Source organism: Pseudomonas japonica, assembly GCF_013522925.1.
In the GTDB taxonomy this organism is placed as follows: Bacteria; Pseudomonadota; Gammaproteobacteria; order Pseudomonadales; family Pseudomonadaceae; genus Aquipseudomonas; species Aquipseudomonas japonica_A.
On the sequence record NZ_JAAMQU010000006.1, the window covers coordinates 30,661 to 51,980 of the forward strand.

Annotated in this window: 17 protein-coding genes; 11 read left to right on the top strand and 6 right to left on the bottom strand. The window is 60.3% G+C overall.

The genetic code is table 11. The annotated features are described in order from the left end of the window. Window positions 1-99: 99 nt before the first annotated feature. Both G7016_RS11100 and G7016_RS11105 read left to right on the top strand, forming a co-directional pair. A complete protein-coding gene (locus G7016_RS11100) occupies window positions 100-1,452 on the top strand; it encodes an MFS transporter (protein ID WP_181114028.1) in 1,353 nt (450 codons plus the stop codon). Between the two features lie 16 nt (window positions 1,453-1,468). Continuing rightward, window positions 1,469-2,737 carry a gallate dioxygenase gene (locus tag G7016_RS11105; protein WP_181114030.1) on the top strand — a complete coding sequence of 423 codons (1,269 nt, stop codon included), beginning with the start codon at window positions 1,469-1,471 and terminating at the stop codon, window positions 2,735-2,737. Between the two features lie 39 nt (window positions 2,738-2,776). Here G7016_RS11105 and G7016_RS11110 read toward each other — a convergent pair whose 3' ends face one another. Genes G7016_RS11110 through G7016_RS11125 form a run of 4 tightly spaced genes read right to left on the bottom strand, consistent with a single transcriptional unit; the run spans window position 2,777 to window position 6,517 of the window. Then, complete coding sequence (locus tag G7016_RS11110) at window positions 2,777-3,853, bottom strand: polyamine ABC transporter substrate-binding protein (protein ID WP_181114032.1); 1,077 nt, start codon at window positions 3,851-3,853, stop codon at window positions 2,777-2,779. A gap of 43 nt (window positions 3,854-3,896) precedes the next feature. Continuing rightward, window positions 3,897-4,238: a cupin domain-containing protein gene (locus tag G7016_RS11115; RefSeq protein ID WP_181114034.1), complete on the bottom strand. Its 342-nt coding sequence runs from the start codon at window positions 4,236-4,238 to the stop codon at window positions 3,897-3,899. Then, window positions 4,235-5,659 (bottom strand): NAD(P)/FAD-dependent oxidoreductase, encoded by a 1,425-nt coding sequence (locus tag G7016_RS11120; RefSeq protein WP_181114036.1) that lies wholly within the window; start codon window positions 5,657-5,659, stop codon window positions 4,235-4,237. Before G7016_RS11120 ends, G7016_RS11115 begins: the two co-directional genes overlap by 4 nt. A gap of 57 nt (window positions 5,660-5,716) precedes the next feature. Continuing rightward, window positions 5,717-6,517 carry an AraC family transcriptional regulator gene (locus G7016_RS11125; protein WP_181114038.1) on the bottom strand — a complete coding sequence of 267 codons (801 nt, stop codon included), beginning with the start codon at window positions 6,515-6,517 and terminating at the stop codon, window positions 5,717-5,719. 204 nt (window positions 6,518-6,721) lie between these two features. Between G7016_RS11125 and G7016_RS11130 the strand changes: the two genes are divergently transcribed. Then, complete coding sequence (locus G7016_RS11130) at window positions 6,722-7,807, top strand: LLM class flavin-dependent oxidoreductase (RefSeq protein WP_181114040.1); 1,086 nt, start codon at window positions 6,722-6,724, stop codon at window positions 7,805-7,807. 36 nt (window positions 7,808-7,843) lie between these two features. Here G7016_RS11130 and G7016_RS11135 read toward each other — a convergent pair whose 3' ends face one another. Further along, window positions 7,844-8,749 (bottom strand): LysR family transcriptional regulator, encoded by a 906-nt coding sequence (locus G7016_RS11135; RefSeq protein ID WP_181114042.1) that lies wholly within the window; start codon window positions 8,747-8,749, stop codon window positions 7,844-7,846. Window positions 8,750-9,156: 407 nt separating this feature from the next. On the opposite strand from G7016_RS11135, the gene G7016_RS11140 reads away from it, so the two are divergent. From G7016_RS11140 to G7016_RS11170, 7 genes are all read left to right on the top strand, one after another. Beyond that, window positions 9,157-9,753 carry a paraquat-inducible protein A gene (locus G7016_RS11140; protein WP_181114044.1) on the top strand — a complete coding sequence of 199 codons (597 nt, stop codon included), beginning with the start codon at window positions 9,157-9,159 and terminating at the stop codon, window positions 9,751-9,753. Next, on the top strand, window positions 9,750-10,385 hold the full coding sequence (locus tag G7016_RS11145; protein ID WP_181114046.1) for a paraquat-inducible protein A: 636 nt from the start codon (window positions 9,750-9,752) through the stop codon (window positions 10,383-10,385). The genes G7016_RS11140 and G7016_RS11145 overlap by 4 nt, the downstream gene beginning before the upstream one ends. Further along, window positions 10,375-12,012 (top strand): PqiB family protein, encoded by a 1,638-nt coding sequence (locus G7016_RS11150; RefSeq protein ID WP_181114048.1) that lies wholly within the window; start codon window positions 10,375-10,377, stop codon window positions 12,010-12,012. Before G7016_RS11145 ends, G7016_RS11150 begins: the two co-directional genes overlap by 11 nt. 22 nt (window positions 12,013-12,034) lie before the next feature. After that, a complete protein-coding gene (locus G7016_RS11155) occupies window positions 12,035-12,601 on the top strand; it encodes a PqiC family protein (protein WP_181114050.1) in 567 nt (188 codons plus the stop codon). 132 nt (window positions 12,602-12,733) lie between these two features. Continuing rightward, on the top strand, window positions 12,734-13,921 hold the full coding sequence (locus tag G7016_RS11160) for an efflux RND transporter periplasmic adaptor subunit (RefSeq protein WP_445674599.1): 1,188 nt from the start codon (window positions 12,734-12,736) through the stop codon (window positions 13,919-13,921). Then, window positions 13,918-17,127: an efflux RND transporter permease subunit gene (locus G7016_RS11165; RefSeq protein ID WP_258195145.1), complete on the top strand. Its 3,210-nt coding sequence runs from the start codon at window positions 13,918-13,920 to the stop codon at window positions 17,125-17,127. The genes G7016_RS11160 and G7016_RS11165 overlap by 4 nt, the downstream gene beginning before the upstream one ends. Before the next feature lies 1 nt (window position 17,128). Further along, complete coding sequence (locus tag G7016_RS11170) at window positions 17,129-18,568, top strand: efflux transporter outer membrane subunit (RefSeq protein WP_181114054.1); 1,440 nt, start codon at window positions 17,129-17,131, stop codon at window positions 18,566-18,568. Window positions 18,569-18,663: 95 nt separating this feature from the next. Here the strand turns inward: G7016_RS11170 and G7016_RS11175 are convergent, their stop codons facing one another. Further along, window positions 18,664-19,482, bottom strand: a complete 819-nt coding sequence (locus G7016_RS11175; protein WP_181114056.1) for an aldo/keto reductase — start codon at window positions 19,480-19,482, stop codon at window positions 18,664-18,666. 318 nt (window positions 19,483-19,800) lie between these two features. Between G7016_RS11175 and G7016_RS11180 the strand changes: the two genes are divergently transcribed. Beyond that, window positions 19,801-21,096: an NTP/NDP exchange transporter gene (locus tag G7016_RS11180; RefSeq protein ID WP_181114058.1), complete on the top strand. Its 1,296-nt coding sequence runs from the start codon at window positions 19,801-19,803 to the stop codon at window positions 21,094-21,096. Window positions 21,097-21,320: the final 224 nt, after the last annotated feature.

The window sequence follows — 21,320 nt, forward strand, 5'->3', positions numbered from 1 at the left end:
CTGCGTCTGGCCATTACCTTGCCCTAACCGCCTTTTCCCAGGGCGAAGATGCCGGCGCTTCGACCGGTAGCACAACAATGACAATTCAGGGTGGCTTTGATGCAAACCAACGCACGTGTCGACGTGAAACAGTGGATCGACGATCGTCCCGTTTCGCCGCAACAATGGCTGGTGCTCGCGCTGTGCTTCTTCATCGTGCTGTTCGATGGCGTGGATGTCGCCGTAATGGGCTTTATCGCGCCTGCCCTGATGCAGGACTGGGGCCTGAGCAAGGCAGCCTTCGGCCCGGTGATGAGTGCGGCAATGTTCGGCCTGGCCGCTGGCGCCATGCTGGCCGGCCCTTACGCCGACCGCTTCGGTCGCAAGAAAGTGCTGCTGCTGGCGGTCACCTGTTTTGCCGTACTGAGCGTTGCCTGCGCCTTTGCCCGCAACCCTTATGAACTGGCCATCCTGCGCTTCCTCACTGGTATCGGCCTGGGCGCGGCGATGCCCAACACCACCACCCTGCTCTCCGAATACCTGCCCGAGCGCTATCGCTCGCTGCTGATCACCCTGATGTTCACCGGCTTCAACCTGGGCTCGGGCGCCGGCGGCTTCGTCGCGGCCTGGCTGCTGGGCACCCAAGGCTGGCACTCGGTGTTGATGGTAGGCGGAATCCTGCCGCTGCTGCTGGTGCCTTTCCTCTGGTTGTTTTTGCCGGAGTCGGCCCGTTTCCTGGTGGTCAAGGGCGCGCCTTCACAAGCGATCGCCAAGCTGCTGAACCGTATGGGCGGCCGCTTCACCGGCGCCGAGCAGTTCTCTTCCCCAGAGCCTTCGGTGGTGCATCGTGCCCCGCTGAGCACGCTGTTCAACGAGCGCTTCCGCATGGGCACGCTGGCCCTGTGGCTCACCTACTTCATGGGTTTGATGGTGATTTACCTCACCATGGGCTGGTTGCCGACCCTCATGAAGGAGTCTGGCATTTCGGTCGAGCAAGCCGCGCGCACCACCGGCCTGTTCCAGATCGGCGGCACCATCGGCGCGCTGGTAGTGGGCTTCATCATGGACCGTCGCCAGCCGAACCGTGTAATCGCCGGGGCCTACACCCTGGGCGCCCTGTGCATCGCCTCGCTGGGCTTCGCAGGGCTGGAATCTACCCTGATGATGATCGGCGTGGCGGCGGCGGGCTTCTTCATGAGCGGCGCGCAAACTGGCCTCAACGCATTCGCGCCGGGCTACTACCCTACTGAAGCACGCGCCACCGGCGTGAGCTGGATGCTGGGCGTCGGCCGCTTCGGCGCCATCTTCGGCTCGATCATTGGCGGCGTGGTACTGGCCATGGGGCTGAGCCTGGTAACCCTCTTCATCCTGCTTGGGGTGCCGGCGCTGTTTGCCGCGCTGGCTATCCTGGCCAATGCCAAGGCCGCTCGGCGCGCCTCGGCCCAGGCTACACAAGCTGTTGTAACTCATTGATCCAAAGGAACTAGTCATGGCACGAATCATCGGCGGCCTCGCGGTCTCTCACACTCCCACCATCGGCTTTGCCGTGGATCACAACAAGCAACAGGATCCCGCGTGGGCGCCGATCTTCGAAAACTTCGGGCCCATCTGCACATGGCTCGAAGAGCGCAAGCCGGACGTGCTGTTCTACATCTACAACGACCACGTGACCTCGTTCTTCTTCGACCACTACTCAGCGTTCGCGCTGGGTGTGGACGAGCGCTACGAAGTGGCGGACGAAGGCGGCGGGCCTCGCGACCTGCCCGCCATCGAAGGCCACGCGGCGTTGTCCCGGCACATCGGGCAAAGCCTGATGGCCGAAGAATTCGATATGTCGTTCTTCCGTGACAAGCCTATCGACCACGGCCTGTTCTCGCCGATGTCCGCCCTGCTGCCGCACACGGACGGCTGGCCGGTGAAAGTGGTACCGCTGCAAATGGGCGTGTTGCAGTTCCCCATCCCCAGCGCCAGCCGTTGCTACAAGCTGGGCAAGGCGCTGCGCCGGGCGATCGAGAGTTTCCCCGAAGACATCGACGTGGCGATCGTGGCTACCGGCGGCGTGTCGCACCAGGTGCATGGCGAACGCTGCGGGTTCAACAATACCGAGTGGGACGCGCAGTTCCTCAGCTCACTGGTGCACGACCCTGAGCCGCTGACCCAGATGAGCATCGCCGAATTTGCCACCCTCGGCGGCCTGGAAGGCGCCGAAGTGGTGACCTGGCTGATCATGCGCGGCGCGCTCTCGGCCAACGTGGACCTGCTGCACCACGGCTACTACCTGCCGTCGATGACCGGCATTGCCACCCTGATTCTGGAAAACCAGGCCCGCCCACTGCCGGTGGACCTGGCCGAACGCTACCGTGCCAAGGCCGGTGAACAGCTCAAGGGCATCGAGGCGCTGGACGGCACCTACCCCTTCGACCTGGCTCGCAGCGCCAAGGGCTACCGGCTGAACCGCTTCCTTCACCAGTTGATCAAGCCTGAGTTCCGCGAACGCTTCCGCGAGGAGCCCGAAGCCCTCTTCGCCGAGCATGAACTGAGCGACGAAGAACGCGAACTCGTGCGCCGCCGCGACTGGCGCGGGATGATCCACTACGGCGTGATCTTCTTCCTGCTGGAAAAGCTCGGCGCCGTGGTGGGCACCACCAACCTGCACATCTACGCCCACATGCGCGGGCAGAGCCTGGAAGACTTCCAGGCCACCCGTAATCAGAAAGTGCTGTATTCAGTGGCGGGCAAAGAACCGGCGAAGCCCTGAGGCACGGTTGGCGAGTCCATTCGCCCGGCCACAGGTCGCCTACTTACCCCCGTTTTTGACCGCGCTCCACACGCGGGTGCGCAGGCGGTCGGTTTGCATGGGCATGGACTGCAGCACGAACAGCTTCTGCATCACGCTTTGCGGCGGGTACACCATGGGGTTGTTGCGGATATCCGGGTTCACCAGTGATTCGGCGGCGGCGTTGCCGTTGGCGTACTGCACATGGTTGCTGATCTCGGCCATCACCTCGGGTTGCAACAAGTAGTTCATGAAAGCATAGCCGGCTGCTTCATCCGGCGCGTCGGCGGGCATGGCGACCATGTCGAACCACATGGGTGAGCCTTCCTTGGGGATCACATAGGCAATGTGCTGGCCATTGCCTGCCTCCTGGGCCCGGGACGCCGCTTGCATCACATCACCGGAGAAACCGACCACCAGGCACACGTCGCCATTGGCCAGGTCGGCGGTGTACTTGGAACTGTGGAAGTAGCTTATATAGGGCCGCACGTTCATCAGCAGGGCCTGGGCCTTGTCGTAGTCTGCCTTTTTCTCGCTATGGTGCGGCAGGCCGAGGTAGTTGAGCGCGATCGGCAGGATCTCCGGGCCGTTGTCCAGGAAGGCCACGCCGCACTTTGCAAGCTTTTGCATGTTTTCGGGCTTGAACACCAGGTCCCAGGAATCCACCGGCACATCGCCCAGCACCGCTTTCACCTTGTCGATGTTGTAACCGATCCCAGTGCTGCCCCACAGGTACGGGAAGCCGTAGCGGTTGCCGGGGTCGTTGGCTTCCAGTGCCTTCATCAAAGTGGGGTTGAGGTTCTTCCAGTTCGGCAACTTGCTCCGGTCCAGGGGCTTGAGTGCATTGGCGGTGATCTGATGCGCCATGAAGTGGTTGGAAGGGAACACCACGTCATAGCCCGAATGGCCAGCCATCAGCTTGGCGTCGAGCATTTCATTGCTGTCGTAGAGGTCATACTGGGTGGGGTGGCCAGTGCTGGCGGTGAACGCCTGCAGGGTGTTCGGAGCGATGTAACTGCTCCAGTTATAGATCTTCACCGTGTCTGCCGCCTGGGCGGCAGCGCTCACGAGCAACAAGGGGGCGATCAACTTCAACATGCAAATACCTCAACCTTTTTTCTAAGCGTTATGGAAGGGGCAGTCAGAAAATCAGCACGTAACTCTTGCGAACGGTCTCTTTTACGTCCCAGATGCCCGTAGTGTTCGCAGGGAACATCAACGCGTCGCCGGCCTGGATCTCGATGGGCGCGCCTTCATCTGGCGTGAAGGTGCAGCGCCCCTGAATGAAATGGCAAAACTCCTGTTGGGTGATCTGCCGGCGCCAGCGGCCAGGTGAGCACTCCCACACACCCGCTTCCACGCCGTCACTACGCTCAACGCCATGGCTCGCCACCTTGGCCACGGGCTCACCCAGTGGCAGGCCTACAGGGCTGGCTTCCCCAAGCGGGAAAGTAGCGGTGTTGCGAAAATGTTCGATCGTCATGCGAAGGGCTCCTTGGTGTGCATCAGGCCTTCCATCGCGCCGGCCAGGCGCTCGGCCAGGTGGCGACGCCAGGGTGGGGTGTTCGGGTTGGCAAGCACGCGGTCTTCCAGCACAAAGCTGCGAATGATCGCGTTGTAGCCCAGCCAGCGCAGAGGCTCGGGTTCCCAGCGAGGCAACGAAGCGATGGTGCGGTCCGGGAAGGCCCACGGCTGGCGGGTAAGCAAGGTGTCGCGGCCAAGGATCAGGTCGGCCAGCGTGCGCCCGCCCAGGTTGCTGGCCCCCACGCCCTCTCCGCCGTACCCACCGGCAAGCGCGACCTGCTGGCGACGGTCGGCCAGCATGTGTGGCTGGAAGCGCCGCGCCACACCCAGGTTGCCACCCCAGGCATGGGTCAAGCGCACGTCGCGCAGCATCGGGAACAAGTCGCCGAACAACTGCTGACGCAGCGCGCGCTCGCTCGCGGTGAGGTTGAAATCCTGCCGTAAACGCCCGCCAAAGCGGTAACCGCCACGGGCGCCGAACACCAGGCGGTTGTCATGGGTGCGCTGGCCATACGTCACCTGCCGGCTGTTTTCGCTGAAGGCCTGGCCGTGGCTGAGGCCGATCTGCGACCACACGTCTGCTGGCAAAGGCTCGGTCGCCACGATCAGGCTTTGCGCCGCTACCAAATGGTTATTCAGTGGCGGCAGTTCGCTGGAGTAGCCCTCCACGGCGGGCACCACCCAATCTGCTTTTACTCGCGCGTTGGCGGTAGTCGCCTCGCCCGCTTGCCAGCGCAGCACCGGGCTTTGCTCGAAAATGCGCACGCCCAGGCTTTCCACCACGCGGGCAAGGCCGCGCACCAGTTTGGCGGGCTGAATGGTTGCACAATGGGGCGAATACAGGCCGCCGTACGCGTTGGCGACGTTAAGCTGCTCGCGCAGTGCGTGGGGGCTGAGCCAGGTGTAATCCGCCTCGCCCAAGCCCTGCTTGCGGTAATCGTCCAACAGCTCCCGCAAGCGGCGCTCCTGTTCCGGATAGCGGGCCGCCGCGTACAACACGCCGCCCTTGCGCAGGTCGCAGTCGATGCCTTCATCCGTGCACACCCTGGCCACTTCGTCCGGGATGCCATGCAGTAACTGGAAGCTTTCGGCACGGGCAGCGGGCGTCAGGCCACTCAACAGGCGGTCCTCGCCTAGCAGGTTGCCCATCAGCCAGCCGCCATTACGGCCCGATGCGCCGAAACCGGCGATCTGGGCTTCCAGCATAACGATGTTCAAGGCGGGTGCCTGGCGCTTGAGGTAATAGGCCGTCCACAGGCCGGTAAAACCGGCGCCGATGATTGCCACATCCGTCTGAATGTCCTCAGTCAGCGGGGCTCGCGGCTGCAGCGGCTCCTCCAACTGATCCATCCATAAACTCACTCCACGCCACCCATTCATCCCGCACCTCACTCGTTGGTTCGGCGAGGAGTGTAAGCAGCCGCTTCGCTGCCTGTCTTATCTGCGGGTACGCGTACAATTCGCCTTGAGCCAGGCCTTGGGGGTGCAGCCGGTATGGGCGCGGAAGGTCTTGTAGAACGCCGAGGTGGAGTTGAAACCCGCACTGGCGGCCAGCTCATCCACCGCGGCCCCCTCGCCTTCCTCGGCCAGGCGCCGCAGCAGGGACGCCAGCCGCGCCTGATTCACGTAGCGGTAGAAGCTTTGGCCAAGCACCTGATTGAGCAGGTAAGACATCTGGTTACGGCTGTACCCCGTGGCGGCCGCGACGGCCTGCAGGTCCAGCTCAGGATCGAGAAACGGCTGCTGGCGTTGGAAGTAGTCGTCCAGGTCTCGCGCCATATAGCTCAGCTGCCGCGGGGAAAGCCCTAGCTTGCTGATCGCCGGGGCGCGGCTAGCTTGGCTGGCGCCCGGCGCCTCACGCACCAGGGAGGCGTATTCGTTGATACGCCAGATCAGCCCTTCTCGCACGGTAATTGCCTCGCTGGACCGGAACACCACGCGCTGCCCCCCGCCTTGGAGCGCGGTCTGGTACTGGATAAACGCTGTGTCGCCATCCACCCGAATGCGATCGGTATGCTCCAGGTATTCGTCGGGGTGGCGTGGGAGGGTTTGGGTGACGTAGGCGCGCAAGTCCTGAAGGGCCAAGGTGCGGTTCTGGAAGAAGTCGTTGTACCGGATGTCCGGATGGTACAGCGCAAGGATCGCCTCCAGGTCACGGTGTTTCCAGGCCATGTGATAGGCCAGAACGGTGGATTGGGTCTGGAGCGCGCTTGCGTCTGGCATCTGCTGTGCGTTCATTCAAAACGGAAGGGGTGTGCAAAGTATGCCTCATCGGCCGCATGGCCTGACATTCACCTCTAAATTGCATATTTAACCTAAATGGTCATGCACTTGTTTTATAACCTAAGCACTAATCAGTATTTCCCACCCGTTATCGCTCTCCCCTAAGGTGCGTTCTCGCCCGGGCGCCTCGGCGCACCTTTACCCAGGAAGGAGTGGTACATGAGCGTTGAATTCATCGGCTATATCGGCACCCAGCAGGCCTCGGAAATCCACCCGCGCAGCGGCCAGGTTATCCAGCCCGAATACGTGGAAAAGGTTGCCAAGGCCCATGAAGCGGCAGGCTTTGATCGGGCACTGATCGCCTACCATTCCAACAGCCCGGACAGCGCCTTTGTTGCGGCGCACGCAGCGAGCGTGACAACAAAGCTGAAGTTCCTTGTCGCTCATCGCCCGGGTTTCATTCAGCCGACCGTCGCGGCCCGGCAGTTCATCACCCTGGACACCTTCAATGGCGGGCGTACGGCGGTGCACATCATCACCGGCGGGGATGATCAGGAGCTACGCGCGGACGGCAGCTTCATCGACAAGGACGCGCGCTATGCGCGAACGGATGAGTACCTGAGCGTGCTGCGCCAGGAATGGTCCAGCGAAAAGCCCTTCGACCATCAGGGCGAGTATTACCGGTACGAAGGCGCGTTCTCCGAAGCGAAGTCGCCGCAGCAGCCGCACATTCCGTTGTACTTCGGCGGCTCTTCGGCGGCGGCAATCGAGGTGGCCGGCAAGCATGCCGACGTGTATGCCCTCTGGGGCGAAACCTACGAACAGGTACGAGAGGTGGTGCAGCAGGTGCGCGCCGAAGCCGCGAAGCATGGCCGCACTGTGCGTTTCAGCTTGTCACTGCGGCCGATCCTGGCCGAAACCGAGGACAAGGCATGGGCACGGGCCGAGCGCATTCTGGAGCAAGCCAAGGCCCTGGCCGAAGCAAAGGGTTTTGTGCGCCAGGAGCCGGCAAACGAAGGCTCGCGCCGATTGCTGGCCGCCGCCGCGCAAGGTGCCCGCCTGGATAAACGCCTGTGGACCGGCATCGCGGGGCTGCTGGGTGCGAAAGGGAACTCGACCGCGCTGGTAGGGACCGCCGAGCAAGTCGCCGAGGCGCTGCTGGACTACTACGACTTGGGGATCAATACCTTCCTGATCCGCGGGTTCGACCCGCTGGAAGACGCCATCGAGTATGGCAAGCGATTGATTCCGCTGACCCGGGAGTTGGTTGCCAAGCGGGAGGGTGCGGCGGTCAAGGTGGCGTGAGCCCCAGCCCAACTTCAGGGGCTCAGATCATAACCCTCAAGCCGCATCCCGCTCCTGCTTCAACGACTGGGCCACCCATTCCCCGAAGGCATTCACCGCCGCCTGCAGGTTGCCAAGGAAGCGTGGGTAGATCAGCCATAAATCCATCACCGGTTTGAAATCCTTCAGTGGCAGCACCGCCAGGTTTTCGTAATGGGCGCTACGTTCGAGCAGTGGCCGGGGCACCAGGCCCAGGCCCATGCCGTCAGCCACAAGCCCCAGTTGCAGCTCGGTGCCAAAAGTTTCGAGGTTCACTTTCAGGCTCAGGCCCTGGTCTGCGAGGGTGCGTTGCAACCCGGCGCGGAAGCCGCAGCCATCGGGGTTCAGCACCCAGCCACGGTCGTAGCAATCGGCAAGCTTGATCGGCTTTTTCGGCAGGTCGGCCTTGGCGCACACAGCCACCAGCTCAAGCTTGCCGATTGACTCACCTACGATGTTTTCCGCAAACACCTTACCCGCCGGGAACAGCGCCGCGGCCGCGTCCAGCTCGCCGCGCTCGATCTTGCTCACCAGGTTCGCGCCCCAGCCGGTAACCACTTGCGCACGCAGGTCCGGAAACTGCCCGCGCAGGTGTTTGAGCGCATTGAGCAGCACGATGTCGCCGATGGTTTGCGGCACGCCCAGGCGCAATACACCGCTGGGGGGCGTATCCAGCGCCACCAGGTCGCGCAGGCCATCCATTTCACGCAGGATCGCCAGGCACTTCTGGTACACCTGCATGCCAATGGCGGTGGGCTTCAGTGGCTTGGTGTTGCGGTCGAACAACTCCACGCCCAGCGCCTGCTCCAGGTTTTGTACCCGGCGCGTAATGGCCGGCTGGGTCAGCGCGAGGGAATCGGCGGCCTGGCTGATGGATTGGCAACGCACCACGGCGACAAATGCATCGATGTCATCGGTTTTCATTCTTGGTACACATGGTAAAGGGCGGATAAGATAGGTAAAAAACATAATATCCAGTGGCGCGTCAAGGCCAGCTGCCGGTCGCGAGCTGGGATAAACACCGCGCGGATGAACTCGCATACAACCCGAGCGGCTTGCGCGCGTGTTTCGACGTTTCGTTGGTACCTAGGCCCACTTACTCATATAGGTGTCAACAGCGGGGCAAGTTACGATTGGCAGTCGGGTTTCTACCAAAGCGCCAGTCTTTTCTCTGTACAACTTGACGCCGTTAAATTGGCAAGAAAGTAACCTCCATAACAGATTCGTCCAGCATTTACGTTCCGAACCGGGAACAGCCTTGCCTAACGCTCAAGCGCTCCTATATTCACAATCGGTTCTGGCGAGTTTCCTCTGCTGACAAGGTAAATCCCATGACGGATTTTCCCCCGCTGATCATTTGTGAATACTGCGACTCGGTCTATGGCAGCGCTCGGCTCAAAAAGCATCAGAAAGCCATTTGCCAGTGTTGTGGCGCCGTTATTCAGCGGCCCACAAGCATCACACTGGAACAACGCCTGGCCTTATGCCTGACCGCAGGCATATTGCTCGCGCTTGCCAATTTTTTCCCGATAATCAGCATCAATTTGAAAGGTCTACACAATGCCGCGACATTGTGGGATTCGGTGGTCGCACTTAGCGACGGGCCGATCACGTTCATAGCGCTGATCGCCGCCATCGCGATCATTGTGGCGCCGGTGATTCAGGTATTGCTGTTGCTATGGGTGGTGACCTTCGCCCTGGCCGGCAGGCGGTCACCTGCATTCATGCTCTGCATGCGCGCGTTGGAATCACTCAGGCCCTGGAGCATGCTCGAAGTCTGCTTGCTTGGTGCTCTGGTGGCAGTGGTCAAGCTTGCGGGGCTGTTGGACGTCATCCCTGGCATCGGCCTGCTGGCGCTGGCGGCATTGAGCGTGCTGATGATCAAGATCGCGGGAAAAGACGTCCGCGCTCTGTGGGCAACTCTATGAGCGGCCTGCCCACAGCCAATGAGCTTGAGCTATGCCTGTGCCATGGTTGTGGGCTTGCCTGCGACATGCGAGACGAGCCACTGCGTTGCAACCGCTGCAGCGCGCCTCTTCATCGGCTTAAACCCCGCTCGTTGAACCGCACCTGGGCGTATCTCATTGCCGCACTGGTGCTCTATGTTCCTGCGAACCTTCTGCCGGTGATGAACACCAGCATGCTTGGCAAGGGCACGGACAGCACCATCATCAGCGGAGTACTGGAGTTCTGGGAGGCCGGCGCCTGGGATATTGCCCTGATCATCTTTATCGCAAGTATTGGGGTGCCAGGGATCAAGTTCGGCGCGCTGACCTTACTTCTTTTAACAGCTCAGCGAGGCAGCCAATGGGCGTGTCGCCAGCGCTCTAAACTGTTCCGGTTCGTAGAAGTGGTGGGCTATTGGTCCATGCTCGATGTTGTTGTGGTGGCTCTGGTCGCGGCGCTGGTCAAGTTTCAGGCCCTGGGAACTATCGAGCCGCGCGCAGGCATTTTATTCTTTGGGATGGTGGTGGTACTCACCATGCTCGCAGCCATGAGCTTCGACCCTCGCTTGATCTGGCAGGGATACCACGCCCGAGGGGCTAGCGATGAAGCGTGAGGGCGCCGGCCCACTCCCGCCCGGAGAGATCAAGACCTCCAAGGGCTGGAGCGTGTCACTCGTGTGGATCGTACCGATCATTGCCTTGCTGGTAGGTATTTCACTGCTGGTCCACAACCACCTGCAAGCCGGGCCAGTCATCACCCTCACCTTCAAGACAGGCCAAGGCCTTACGGCGGAAAAAACCGAGGTCAAATATCGCAATGTAGTGATCGGTCACGTGTCGGAAGTCGAGCTCAGCGAAGACCAGAAGAGTGTCATCGCCACAGTGAAACTGGCCAAGCGCGCGGAGAACTTCACCCGGGAAGACTCACGATTCTGGGTGGTCCGGCCACGTATTGGCGCCGGGGGCGTTTCGGGCATCGACACGTTGCTTTCCGGTGATTTCATCGGCGCCGACGTCGGCATGGCCGACCGCCGCATCAAACACTTCACAGGCCTTGAGGTTCCGCCGCCGCTCACCTACGGCGAACCCGGCAAGCGCTTCACGCTGCATACCAAAGACCTGGGCTCGCTGGATATCGGCTCGCCGGTGTACTACCGCAAGATCCCTGTAGGCCAGGTGGTGGCGTATGCATTGGGCAAGGACGGTGACGGCGTTGAAATCGACGTATTCATCAACGCGCCCAACGACGCCTACGTCACTGAAAACACTCGCTTCTGGAACGCCAGCGGCATCGACATCGGAGTGGGCGCCAACGGTTTCACCCTGAAAACTGAATCGTTGTCGTCCGTGTTGGTGGGCGGCATTGCCTTTCGAGCCCCTGAGTACAGCCGCCAGAGCCCCATGGCCAACGAGCAGACCCGTTTCGACCTGCTGGCAGACGAGCAAACCGCCCTGGCCCCGCCCCTGGGCAAGGCGCAATACATGAGTTTGCGTTTCACCCAGGCACTGCGAGGCCTGAAGATCGACGCGCCGGTAGAATTCCAAGGGCTGCAAATTGGCAAAGTAGTTTCAATAGACCTCGACTTCGAGCCCGGCAACGACAAGTTTCCAATTATCGTAGGCATAGCCATCTACCCGCAAAGCCTGGGCCGGGCCCATAGCCGCATGTTGCAGGTGCTCGACCATGACCCTGCCGATGAGCGCGGGGGCATCGATATTATCCGCAGCTTCGTAGAGCACGGCTTGCGTGCCCAGGCACGAACCGGCAACCTGCTGACCGGCCAACTGTACATCTCGCTGGATTTCTATCCGAACGCCCAGAAAGTAGCGTTCGATATCAACGCCCGGCCTGTGGTGCTGCCCACTATTGCGGGCAGCCTGGACCAGCTGCAAGCACAGCTGCAAGCAGTGGTAGAGAAAATTGCTCGCCTGCCGCTGGACCGCATCGCCGCCAACCTCGATAGCAGCCTGAGCGGGTTAAGCGGCGTTCTCAACCAGTTCAGCGGTAAAACCTTGCCGGCGGTCCAGACCTCTTTGGCCGACGTCAGTAACACGTTGAAAACCGCTAACTCCGCGCTTTCCGAAGATTCACCGCAGCGGGAGCAACTGAGCGAAGCAATCAACGAATTGGGGCGCACTTCCCGGTCGCTACGTGAACTGTCCGAATATCTGAATCGGCACCCCGAGTCGCCAATCCGTGGTCGAGCGAAAAACGCGCCTTTCGAAAATCAGCCACCTTGACCGTTCAATGGAGCGAGCCCGCATGCGCACTTCCCTGGTGGCGTTGTTCACATCGCTTGTCTTGCTTGCGGGTTGTCGCAGCGCGCCGGTGCACTATCACACGCTGACGCCTTTGCTATCAGGCCCTGCACGAACCGTGCAGCCTACTGGCAATCTGCTGATCGAACGCGTGACGGTGCCCGCGCAGGTTGATCGCACTCAAATCGTGGTCCGTCAGGGCGTTCATGGGCTGGCCATACTTGAAACCGACTGGTGGGGTGCAAGCCTCGCCGACGAACTCCAGGGCGCGCTGGTAGACCAGCTTAACCGACACCCCGCTCCGGCCAGCAAGACCTCCCTGCGCGTTGATGTCCAGCGTTTCGACCTAGTGCCGGGCCGTTACGCCTTGCTTGATGTCAAATGGCGCCTGCGCACGAAGCGGTTGACTGACAGCGCGACCACGGAACTCAACTGCCAAGGCATTATGCAATCGCCTGCGGGCGAATCGGTGGATGACCTGGTCACGGCGCAGCAGGCTAATGTGCAAGCAATCGCGGCGATGATAAGCGAGTTCACCCAGGCCAGTTGCAAGCTTCCATATGGGAACTGAAGACAACTGCCGTTTGCAAACACCGGATTAACGGTAGGCCCTTGGCCTGAATCGTAACTACGCTGTTCTGCATGACATCTACGGACAGTAGAGGTTCACTCGATGGCTAACGCAGTCAGAGCTCATCCGGGCATGCCGTTAGCCCTGTTGATAGGAATATCGACGCTTCTTGCCGGATGTGGCAAGGAGCCCGCTCCCCCAACTCGCCTTGCCCCCGACGTGACCGTGATGACGGTCACCGCCCGCGATACCCCGGTAATTTTCGAATTCGTAGCCCAGACCCAGAGTTCCCGTGAGGTGGAGATCCGCGCGCGTGTTGCCGGCTTTCTGGACCGTCGCCTATACACAGAGGGGGACCTGGTGAAAGCCGGGCAGACGCTGTTCCAGATGGACCGCAAGCCCTTTGAAGCCGCTTTGACCTCGGCCCAGGGGCAAATGGCACAGCAGCAGGCCCGCTATGAAGTGGCCAAGGCTACCCTGGCCCGCATACGTCCGCTGGCAGCGCAAAACGCGGTCAGCAAGATGGATCTGGACAATGCCGTTGGCTCGGAGCGCGAGACCCGTGCCGCGGTCCTTGCCGCCGAAGGTGCCGTGCGCACCGCTCAACTGAACCTCAGCTACACCACCATCACCTCCCCTCTTGGCGGCGTTTCAAGTGATGCTAAAAAACAGGAAGGCAGCTACGTCACGCCGGGCGAGTCCGGCTTGCTGACTTCCGTGGCCCAGATGGACCCCATGTATGTCAATTTCAGCCTGTCGGAAAACGAAACGCTCAAGTACCGCGACGAAATCGCAGCTGGACGCCTGGTATTTCCGGCCCGCAGTGATTTTGTCGTTGAGGTCGTGCTCGCGGACGGCACCGTAGCGCCTGAAAAGGGCAAAGTGAGTTTCCTTGCGCCTTCCTTCAGCCAGGAGACCGGTACGTTCATGGTCAGGGCGGTGCTCGCCAACCCCACGGGCCTGCTTCGCCCCGGCCAGTTCGTGCGTGCCCTGGCCAAGGGCGCCGTCCGCCCGAACGCCATACTGGTCCCGCAGAAGGCGGTGCTGGAAGGCGCGAAAAGCCATTTTGTGTGGATCGTTGACGGTCAGGGGAAGGCTGAGCAGCGGATTGTGGAGGTTGGCGAATGGCAGGGTGATAACTGGTTTATCAGTAACGGCCTGCGGACCGGTGAACGCATTGTGGTAGACGGCGCGCTGAGGGTTACTGCAGGAGGGGCGATCAACATTGTCGAGGCGCCTGAACCAGGCTCCGCTGGCACCTCCCCTGCGAAGACAGCAGGGGCCGATTTATCAGGCGCCGCCCGCGGAAGCCGCCAATGAGCATTTCCCACTACTGCATCGAGCGGCCGATATTTGCCTCGGTCATTTCTATCGTGATCACCCTGGCGGGCGCGGTGGCGATGCTCCAGTTGCCGGTTGCCCAATACCCGGACATCACGCCGCCGCAGATTACCGTGGCCGCCACCTACCCAGGTGCCGACGCGCAGGTGGTGGCCAATAACGTCGCAGCGCCGATCGAGCAGCAGGTCAATGGCGCGGACAACATGATCTACATGAACTCGTCGAGCTCGGCGACAGGGAACATGACCCTCAATGTGTTCTTCGAGATAGGCACCGACCCTTCGCTGGCTCAGGTGGATGTGCAGAACCGCGTGAACCTGGCCTTGCCGCAACTGCCCTCGGCTGTTCAAAGCCAAGGCATTCAAGTGCAGAAAAAATCCTCCGCGTTCATGATGGTACTGGCGGTCTATTCCGCCGGGGACCGATACGACAGCACCTACGTGGCCAACTACGCCAACCTCTACATCCTCGATGCGATCAAGCGCATCCCTGGCGCCAATCAGGCCAGCATTTTCGGCACGCCCGATTATGCGATGCGAATCTGGCTCAAGCCTGATCGCATGGCGCAGTTGGGCATCACCGCCGCTGACGTGCAAAAGGCAGTGGCCAATCAGAACCAGCAGTTTGCGGTCGGCCGTGTCGGGCAGTCCCCCACCGGCGGCGCCGTCGAGCAGTCATTCGCAGTCACTACCAAAGGACGGCTCACCGAGCCTGCCGAATTCGAGAACATTATCTTGCGTGCCAGCAGCGATGGCGTTGCCATCGTTCGGCTCAAGGACGTGGGGCGTGCCGAGCTCGGGCAGAAAGACTATTCGCTGCGCAGCACCTATCAAGGCAAACCGGCAACGCTGATCGCGGTGTATCAGCAACCGGGTGCCAACGCCCTCGACGTCTCGGCAGCAGTGACGAAAACCTTGGCGGACATGAAGGCCACTTTTCCTCAAGGCATTGAATACAAGGTAGTGATGGACACGACCGCGTTCACTCGCGCGTCGATTGCCGAGGTTATCCATACCTTCTTCGAGGCTTTGGTGTTGGTGGTGATCGTGGTGTTTCTGTTCCTGCAGAGCCTGCGTGCCACGCTGATTCCGGTTATCGCGGTGCCGGTATCAATTGTTGGTACGTTTATAGGCATGTCGGCGTTAGGGTTCTCGGTGAACATGCTGACACTGTTTGGCATGGTGCTGGCGATCGGCATCGTAGTGGACGACGCAATCGTGGTGGTCGAGAACGTCGAGCGCAACATGCAAGTTCACAAGATGACGCCAAAGGACGCCGCCAAACGCGCCATGGATGAGGTGGCTGGCCCAGTCGTGGCGATTGTGCTGGTGTTGTGCGCGGTGTTCATTCCGGTGGCATTCATGGGGGGTATCACGGGCCAGCTCTACAAGCAGTTCGCGATCACCATCGCGATCTCGGTGGTCATCTCCGGGCTGGTGGCCCTGACCTTGTCGCCGGCGTTGGCTGCCCTGTTGCTCAAGCCCCAGCACGGCAAGAAGAACGCTTTCTTTCGCGGGTTCGAACGCAGTTTCGAACGCCTCACCGAGGGCTACTCCCGCGCCGTGGCCTTCATGATCAAGCGTTTCGTGCTGGCCCTTCTGCTGTTTGCGGCGATGGTTGTGCTGATCCTGCTGATAGGCCAGCGCATACCCAGTGCTTTTCTGCCTCCCGAAGACCAAGGCTACCTGCTGGGCGCGGTGATCATGCCTGATGCCGCAAGCCTGGATCGCACTGGCCAGGTCGGGAAGGTTGCCAGTGACTTTTTCATGAACGACGCCGCTGTCGAAGGCGTTGCCATCGTCAATGGCTATAGCCTGCTCGACGGCCAGAACAAGAACAACGCGGCGGCGTTTTTTGTGGGTTTCAAGGATTTTGAAGGGCGCTACCAGGATGCCGACACCATCGCGCAGCAAAGCGCCCCCGCAGTCATGGAAAAAGCGCGCCATGCGTTCTCGAGCGTACAAGAAGGCGTGATCGTGCCGGTCAATCCCCCGTCCATTCCTGGCCTGGGTACCACGGGCGGCATGGAGGTATGGGTGCAAGGCAAGGGCGACGCTGGCATCAATCAGCTGGCCGAAGTGGTGGAAACGCTGATTGTGAAAGCCAAGGAGAGGCCGGAGCTTGGGGCGATAACCTCAACGTTCAATGTTTTCTCCCGACAGTTGATGGTCGATGTAGACAAGGAAAAAGCCGAAAGCCTTGGCGTACCGGTGGAAGAGGTCTACAGCACGATGCAGACCATGTTCGGCTCCCTGTATGTGTCGCAATTCAACAAGTTCAGCCGGCTGTGGCAGGTTATTCTCCAGGCCGAGCCCGCCTATCGGCTCAAGGCCGAGGACCTGCAGCAAATCTATGTACGCAGCACCAATCTTGGGATGGTGCCGCTCAAGGCGCTGCTGACGACCCGCTACATTACCGGCCCCGACCTTCTTACGCGCTTCAATAACTTCCCCGCCGTGAAACTCACCGCCAACCCCGCCCCTGGCTACAGTTCTGGCCAGGCGCTCGCGGCACTGGAGGAAATCAGCGCTGAAATCATGACCAATGATTATTCACTGGCGTTGAGCGGCGAAGCGTTCGAAGAGAAAAAAAGCGGAGGCGCTTCCTCTCAAGTCTTTCTCTTTGGCCTGGTAATGGTGTTCCTTATCCTGGCCGCGCAGTACGAGAAGTGGTCGCTCCCCGTCGGCGTACTGCTTGCTGTGCCCTTTGCATTGTTTGGCGCGCTGCTCGCTGTGCTTATCCGCGGGCTGAGTAATGATGTTTACTTCCAGATCGGCCTGACCATGCTAGTAGCCCTGGCCGCGAAGAACGCGATCCTGATCTTCGAGTTTGCAGTACTTAACAGGGAAAACGGCATGTCCGCCTATGACGCTGCCATGGTCGCGGCCAAGGAACGCTTGCGGCCCATCGTGATGACGTCCCTGGCGTTCATCCTTGGCTGCGTACCGCTGGCCATCGCCGTGGGCGCATCCGAGAACAGCCGCCACTCCATCGGCACGGGGGTTATCGGCGGGATGCTGGCGGCCACGGCTATCGCGATCTTTTTCATCCCCATGTTCTACTACCTGGCCGAGCGGATGTTCGGGAAAAAAGACGTTGCGCCTACGGTGGATCAATCGGAGCGGAGCACCGGCTTTGCACCGCTCCCTCACGGGGCAGTAGAGAACCGGCCCAGGGAGGAGTGACATGCGCCAACCTTCGGCCCTGCTGCTATGTGTGATCCTGCCCGGGTGTACGGTGGGCCCCGACTACCAGCACCCGGCTATTGAAATCCCGGCGAGCTACCGTTATGCCGAATACGAAGCAAAGGATTTATCCAACACACAATGGTGGGAGCAGTTCCAGGACCCTGTTCTGAACGAACTGATTCGCAGCGCGTTGCTGGAAAACAAAGACATCAAGATCGCCGCTGCAAGGGTAGAAGAGTTTCAAGGCCGCTATGGCGAAGTTCGATCGCTGATGTTTCCCCAAGCCGGGTTCGATGGAGTGGCTCAGCGCAGCCGAGCCCCCAGAAGCAATGGCCCGGTACCCTTGGACGCTTCCATAGACCCGGTTTACAAAAACTACCAGGCCGTTCTCAGCGTGAACTGGGAGCTCGACATCTGGGGCCGCCTGAGGCGCTTGAACGAATCCGCCCGTGCTGACTTGCTGGCATCGGAGGAAGGACGCCGCAGCGTGATACTCAGCCTGGTGTCGTCTGTGGCCTCAAGCTACGTCACCCTTCGTGATCTCGACAGGGAACTGGACATTGCCCGCACCACGGCAAACGTGCGGCGTGACTCCTACGAAATTTTCAAAATGCGCTTTGGCGCCGGGACCATTTCGGAAATGGAACTGGCGCAAAATCAGTCCGAATACGAGCGCACCCAGGCTTCCGTGGCCCAACTCGAGCCTCTGGTCGCACAACAGGAAAACGCCCTGGCATTACTGCTTGGGCGCAATCCTGGCCCTGTGCTGCGGGGGCGCGACCTGGCGCAACTGACGCTGCCTGCAGTGCCTGCCGGTTTACCGTCGGACCTGCTGCAACGGCGCCCGGACCTGCGCCAGGCCGAGTTGAACCTGATCTCGGCGAATGCCCAGATCGGAGCGGCCAAGGCTCAATACTTTCCAGCGATTTCGCTAACGGGCGTGCTGGGCTCGGTAAGTAGCCAGCTTTCCAACCTGTTCACCGGGCCGGCTGCCACCTGGTCCTACGGCGTTGGCGCGAGCCTGCCGATCTTCACGGCTGGCGGGATCGCCGGGCAGGTCCAACAAGCCGAAGCCGTTCAGCAACAAGCGCTGCTCAGCTACCAGAAGGCCGTTCAATCGTCCTTCAGCGACGTGGAAAACGCGCTTGTCTCTTCCAGCAAATCCCGCGAGCAGATGGCCTCCCAAGCGCGTCAGGTTGAAGCGTTAAGCACTTACGCCCGATACGCCCGCTTACGCTACGACAACGGTTACACCAGCTATATCGAGGTACTGGATGCCGAACGGAGCCTGTTCGATGCTCAACTGAGTTACACCCGCACGCGAGGCAGGGTTTTTACTTCAATGATCGATTTGTATAAGGCAACCGGCGGGGGATGGGTAGCCGAGGCAGCAGATTTGTCGGCAGCTGACGAAAGCGCTTCAAATAATACACCGTAGGCAGAAAAGTTGGCTGGGCAGTTCGTCATCCACTTCATTTCCAAGTGAAAGCCCAAGTGCCGCAAACGCGCCAGCAGCGTTCGATGCAATCATGATTAGCTGATCAAACCTGTCAGCTCATTGCGCTCACGCTCATTCAACAGTGAACCGAACCCTGCGAGCGCATTATCAGCCATATATTGTGGATTGCTTGTCCCTGGAATCACGCAGGTTACCGAGGGGTGGGATATCAGAAACTTCAGTGCCAATTGAGCCCAACTGGTCGCCCCGACCTCGGGGGCCCAGGCGGGCAGTGGCGTTCCTTGCAAGCGCGAAAGCAAACCACCTCCCCCAAAGGGACGATTACACAGTACGGCCACACCGCGCTCGGAACACAGTGGCAAGATCCGGTTTTCTGCGGCACGGTCATCCAAAGCATAGTTGATCTGCAAAAAGTCCAGGGCCTCTGCTTTGATCACTGCTTCAACGTCGCTATACGCCGAAGATGTGTAATGGCTGATGCCGATATACCGGATACGCCCCTCCTCTTTCCAGCGCCTGAGTGTCGGCAGATGGGTCTTCCAGTCCACCAGGTTATGAACCTGCATCAGATCAATACGCTCGGTTTGCAGCAGCTTGAAAGACCGCTCCATTTGGGCGATTCCCTCGGCTCGACCCTGCGTCCAAACCTTCGTGGCGAGAAAGGCCGACGATTGCGTGGTGTTCGCCGATAACAGGTCGCCAGTGGTTTGCTCGGCGCGCCCATACATGGGTGAACTATCGATTACAGATCCCCCTCTGTCGAACAACGCATCGAGCACGCCGGGCAGATTTTCGTACGTAGCAGAGGAAGGTTGCACATCGAACCCGCGGTAAGTACCGAGCCCAATGACGGGTAACGGTTCGTTGCTCGACGGTATAGGGCGACTGAGCATTTTCTGACCTTGCGTAGGCACGCGTATATCTCCCCAAGCCCGACCGAAGGGCACTGAGCTCGCGGCCACCGCAACCGCTTGGATGAACGACCTGCGTGTAATATTCAGCGGGGGCGGACCTGGATAATTCCTCGTAATCATGGAAAAACGCCTCGCTACGTTGCTCACACCACCATAGACGCTTAAAGGAGCGCCTGAAGTTTCCCTGTGAACATTACTGTCGCTCCCAGGCAATACGCCCCCACCGCCTGCAGGCGGAACAGGCCATTTGATGGGGCCACTGCCGTTTATCGGTTGCGCATCACCAGAGTAAAAAGTATGGCAACGATCAGTAAGCGAGCAGGACAAGCGATCAACACTTTGCCAGGCGAACTGCGCCCCGCGCTCGCCGGGTTCGCCTTTTTTTTGTGCCTGTTCAGCGGCTATTTCATGCTACGGCCCATTCGCGAGGCCATGGGCATTCAAGGCGGGGTCGATAATCTGCAATGGTTGTTCACCGCAACGTTCCTGCTGATGCTTATCGCGGTGCCCTTTTTCGGCTGGCTCAGTTCTGTCATGCCACGGGCCCGGTTTATTGATGGTGTGTATGGAGTATTCGCCCTGAACCTCATCGCCTTTGCCATGATGTTCACCGTGCACCCTGACAGCCTTTGGCTGGCCCGAACGTTCTATGTCTGGATCTCCGTGTATAACCTGTTCGTTGTGTCAGTGGCGTGGAGCCTGATGGCCGACGTGTTCGACAATGCCCAGGCGCGGCGCCTTTTTGCCTTTATTGCCGCAGGTTCGAGTGTAGGGGGGCTACTGGGGCCAATGGCCAGTGCGCTGCTGGTCAATGTTCTTGGCCAGGCCGGGCTGGTGCTGACGAGCGCCCTGTTGCTGCTGGTCACCCTGGCGCTCAAGCGTTACCTGCTGACATGGCGGGCATCAGGCGGTGCAGGACGCCCTGGTGCTGTGCCCACCGAAAACCCAAGGCATCCTGTGCCCGGTAGCCCGTTCAGTGGTCTGACCCGCATTGTTAGCTCTCCTTATCTGCGGATGGTTTGCCTGTTTGTGCTACTGCTGGCCACGACGAGCACCTTTTTGTATTTCGAGCAGGCACGCCTGGTTTCGCTTCGATTCCCTACTCGCGAGGAACAAGTGCGTGTCTTTGGCCTCATCGATTTCACCGTGCAGGTAGGCGCACTGGCAACGCAGCTATTCATCACAGGGCGGATCGCTCAGCGGTTTGGCTTGAGTAGCCTGCTGGTAGTTGTACCAGCACTGGTATGCGCAGGGTTCATTGGCCTTGCCTTGCTACCCAGTTTCGCCCTGCTCGCCGCCTTGATGATTGTGCGCCGGATCGGTGAGTACGCGTTTATCCGTCCCGGGCGCGAGATGCTGTTCGCCCCGTTGGATGCCGAAACGAAGTACAAGGCGAAAAGCTTTATCGACACCTTGGTGTACCGCGCCGGCGACGCGATCAGCGGCTGGGCCAGAAGCGCATTCGACCTATCGGCCCACGGGGCCTTGTTGGCGGCTGTGGTCGGCGCACTTTGCGCAGGCTTGTGGGCATGGAGTGGGTGGTATCTCGCACGGCAACGTGCCCGTACGATAGCCCGCCATGTCGAAGATTGAAGCTTTTGAGGTTTCGCTGGCTTGACCGGTAACAGATAGTTGTTCATCCGCCATGCCGTAGGGTTCATCAGGTCGTGGACCCTACGTTCCCTTCTCCTGATACCTCAAAACAAAGCGGCAGGTCTCTACAATTGCGGGTAATTTGCCGGAAACCCGTCAATCCGCAAGCTCCCTCCCGGCAATTCGCCCGCCCATAATGTGCCTATAACAATAAGGGGCTCCCC

What these genes read in the sequence shown, in the direction of transcription:
- G7016_RS11100 (WP_181114028.1), top strand. Translation starts at nt 100, where the DNA reads ATGCAAACCAACGCACGTGTCGACGTGAAACAGTGGATCGACGATCGT.
- G7016_RS11105 (WP_181114030.1), top strand. Translation starts at nt 1,469, where the DNA reads ATGGCACGAATCATCGGCGGCCTCGCGGTCTCTCACACTCCCACCATC.
- G7016_RS11110 (WP_181114032.1), bottom strand. Translation starts at nt 3,853, where the DNA reads ATGTTGAAGTTGATCGCCCCCTTGTTGCTCGTGAGCGCTGCCGCCCAG.
- G7016_RS11115 (WP_181114034.1), bottom strand. Translation starts at nt 4,238, where the DNA reads ATGACGATCGAACATTTTCGCAACACCGCTACTTTCCCGCTTGGGGAA.
- G7016_RS11120 (WP_181114036.1), bottom strand. Translation starts at nt 5,659, where the DNA reads ATGAATGGGTGGCGTGGAGTGAGTTTATGGATGGATCAGTTGGAGGAG.
- G7016_RS11125 (WP_181114038.1), bottom strand. Translation starts at nt 6,517, where the DNA reads ATGAACGCACAGCAGATGCCAGACGCAAGCGCGCTCCAGACCCAATCC.
- G7016_RS11130 (WP_181114040.1), top strand. Translation starts at nt 6,722, where the DNA reads ATGAGCGTTGAATTCATCGGCTATATCGGCACCCAGCAGGCCTCGGAA.
- G7016_RS11135 (WP_181114042.1), bottom strand. Translation starts at nt 8,749, where the DNA reads ATGAAAACCGATGACATCGATGCATTTGTCGCCGTGGTGCGTTGCCAA.
- G7016_RS11140 (WP_181114044.1), top strand. Translation starts at nt 9,157, where the DNA reads ATGACGGATTTTCCCCCGCTGATCATTTGTGAATACTGCGACTCGGTC.
- G7016_RS11145 (WP_181114046.1), top strand. Translation starts at nt 9,750, where the DNA reads ATGAGCGGCCTGCCCACAGCCAATGAGCTTGAGCTATGCCTGTGCCAT.
- G7016_RS11150 (WP_181114048.1), top strand. Translation starts at nt 10,375, where the DNA reads ATGAAGCGTGAGGGCGCCGGCCCACTCCCGCCCGGAGAGATCAAGACC.
- G7016_RS11155 (WP_181114050.1), top strand. Translation starts at nt 12,035, where the DNA reads ATGCGCACTTCCCTGGTGGCGTTGTTCACATCGCTTGTCTTGCTTGCG.
- G7016_RS11160 (WP_445674599.1), top strand. Translation starts at nt 12,734, where the DNA reads ATGCCGTTAGCCCTGTTGATAGGAATATCGACGCTTCTTGCCGGATGT.
- G7016_RS11165 (WP_258195145.1), top strand. Translation starts at nt 13,918, where the DNA reads ATGAGCATTTCCCACTACTGCATCGAGCGGCCGATATTTGCCTCGGTC.
- G7016_RS11170 (WP_181114054.1), top strand. Translation starts at nt 17,129, where the DNA reads ATGCGCCAACCTTCGGCCCTGCTGCTATGTGTGATCCTGCCCGGGTGT.
- G7016_RS11175 (WP_181114056.1), bottom strand. Translation starts at nt 19,482, where the DNA reads ATGCTCAGTCGCCCTATACCGTCGAGCAACGAACCGTTACCCGTCATT.
- G7016_RS11180 (WP_181114058.1), top strand. Translation starts at nt 19,801, where the DNA reads ATGGCAACGATCAGTAAGCGAGCAGGACAAGCGATCAACACTTTGCCA.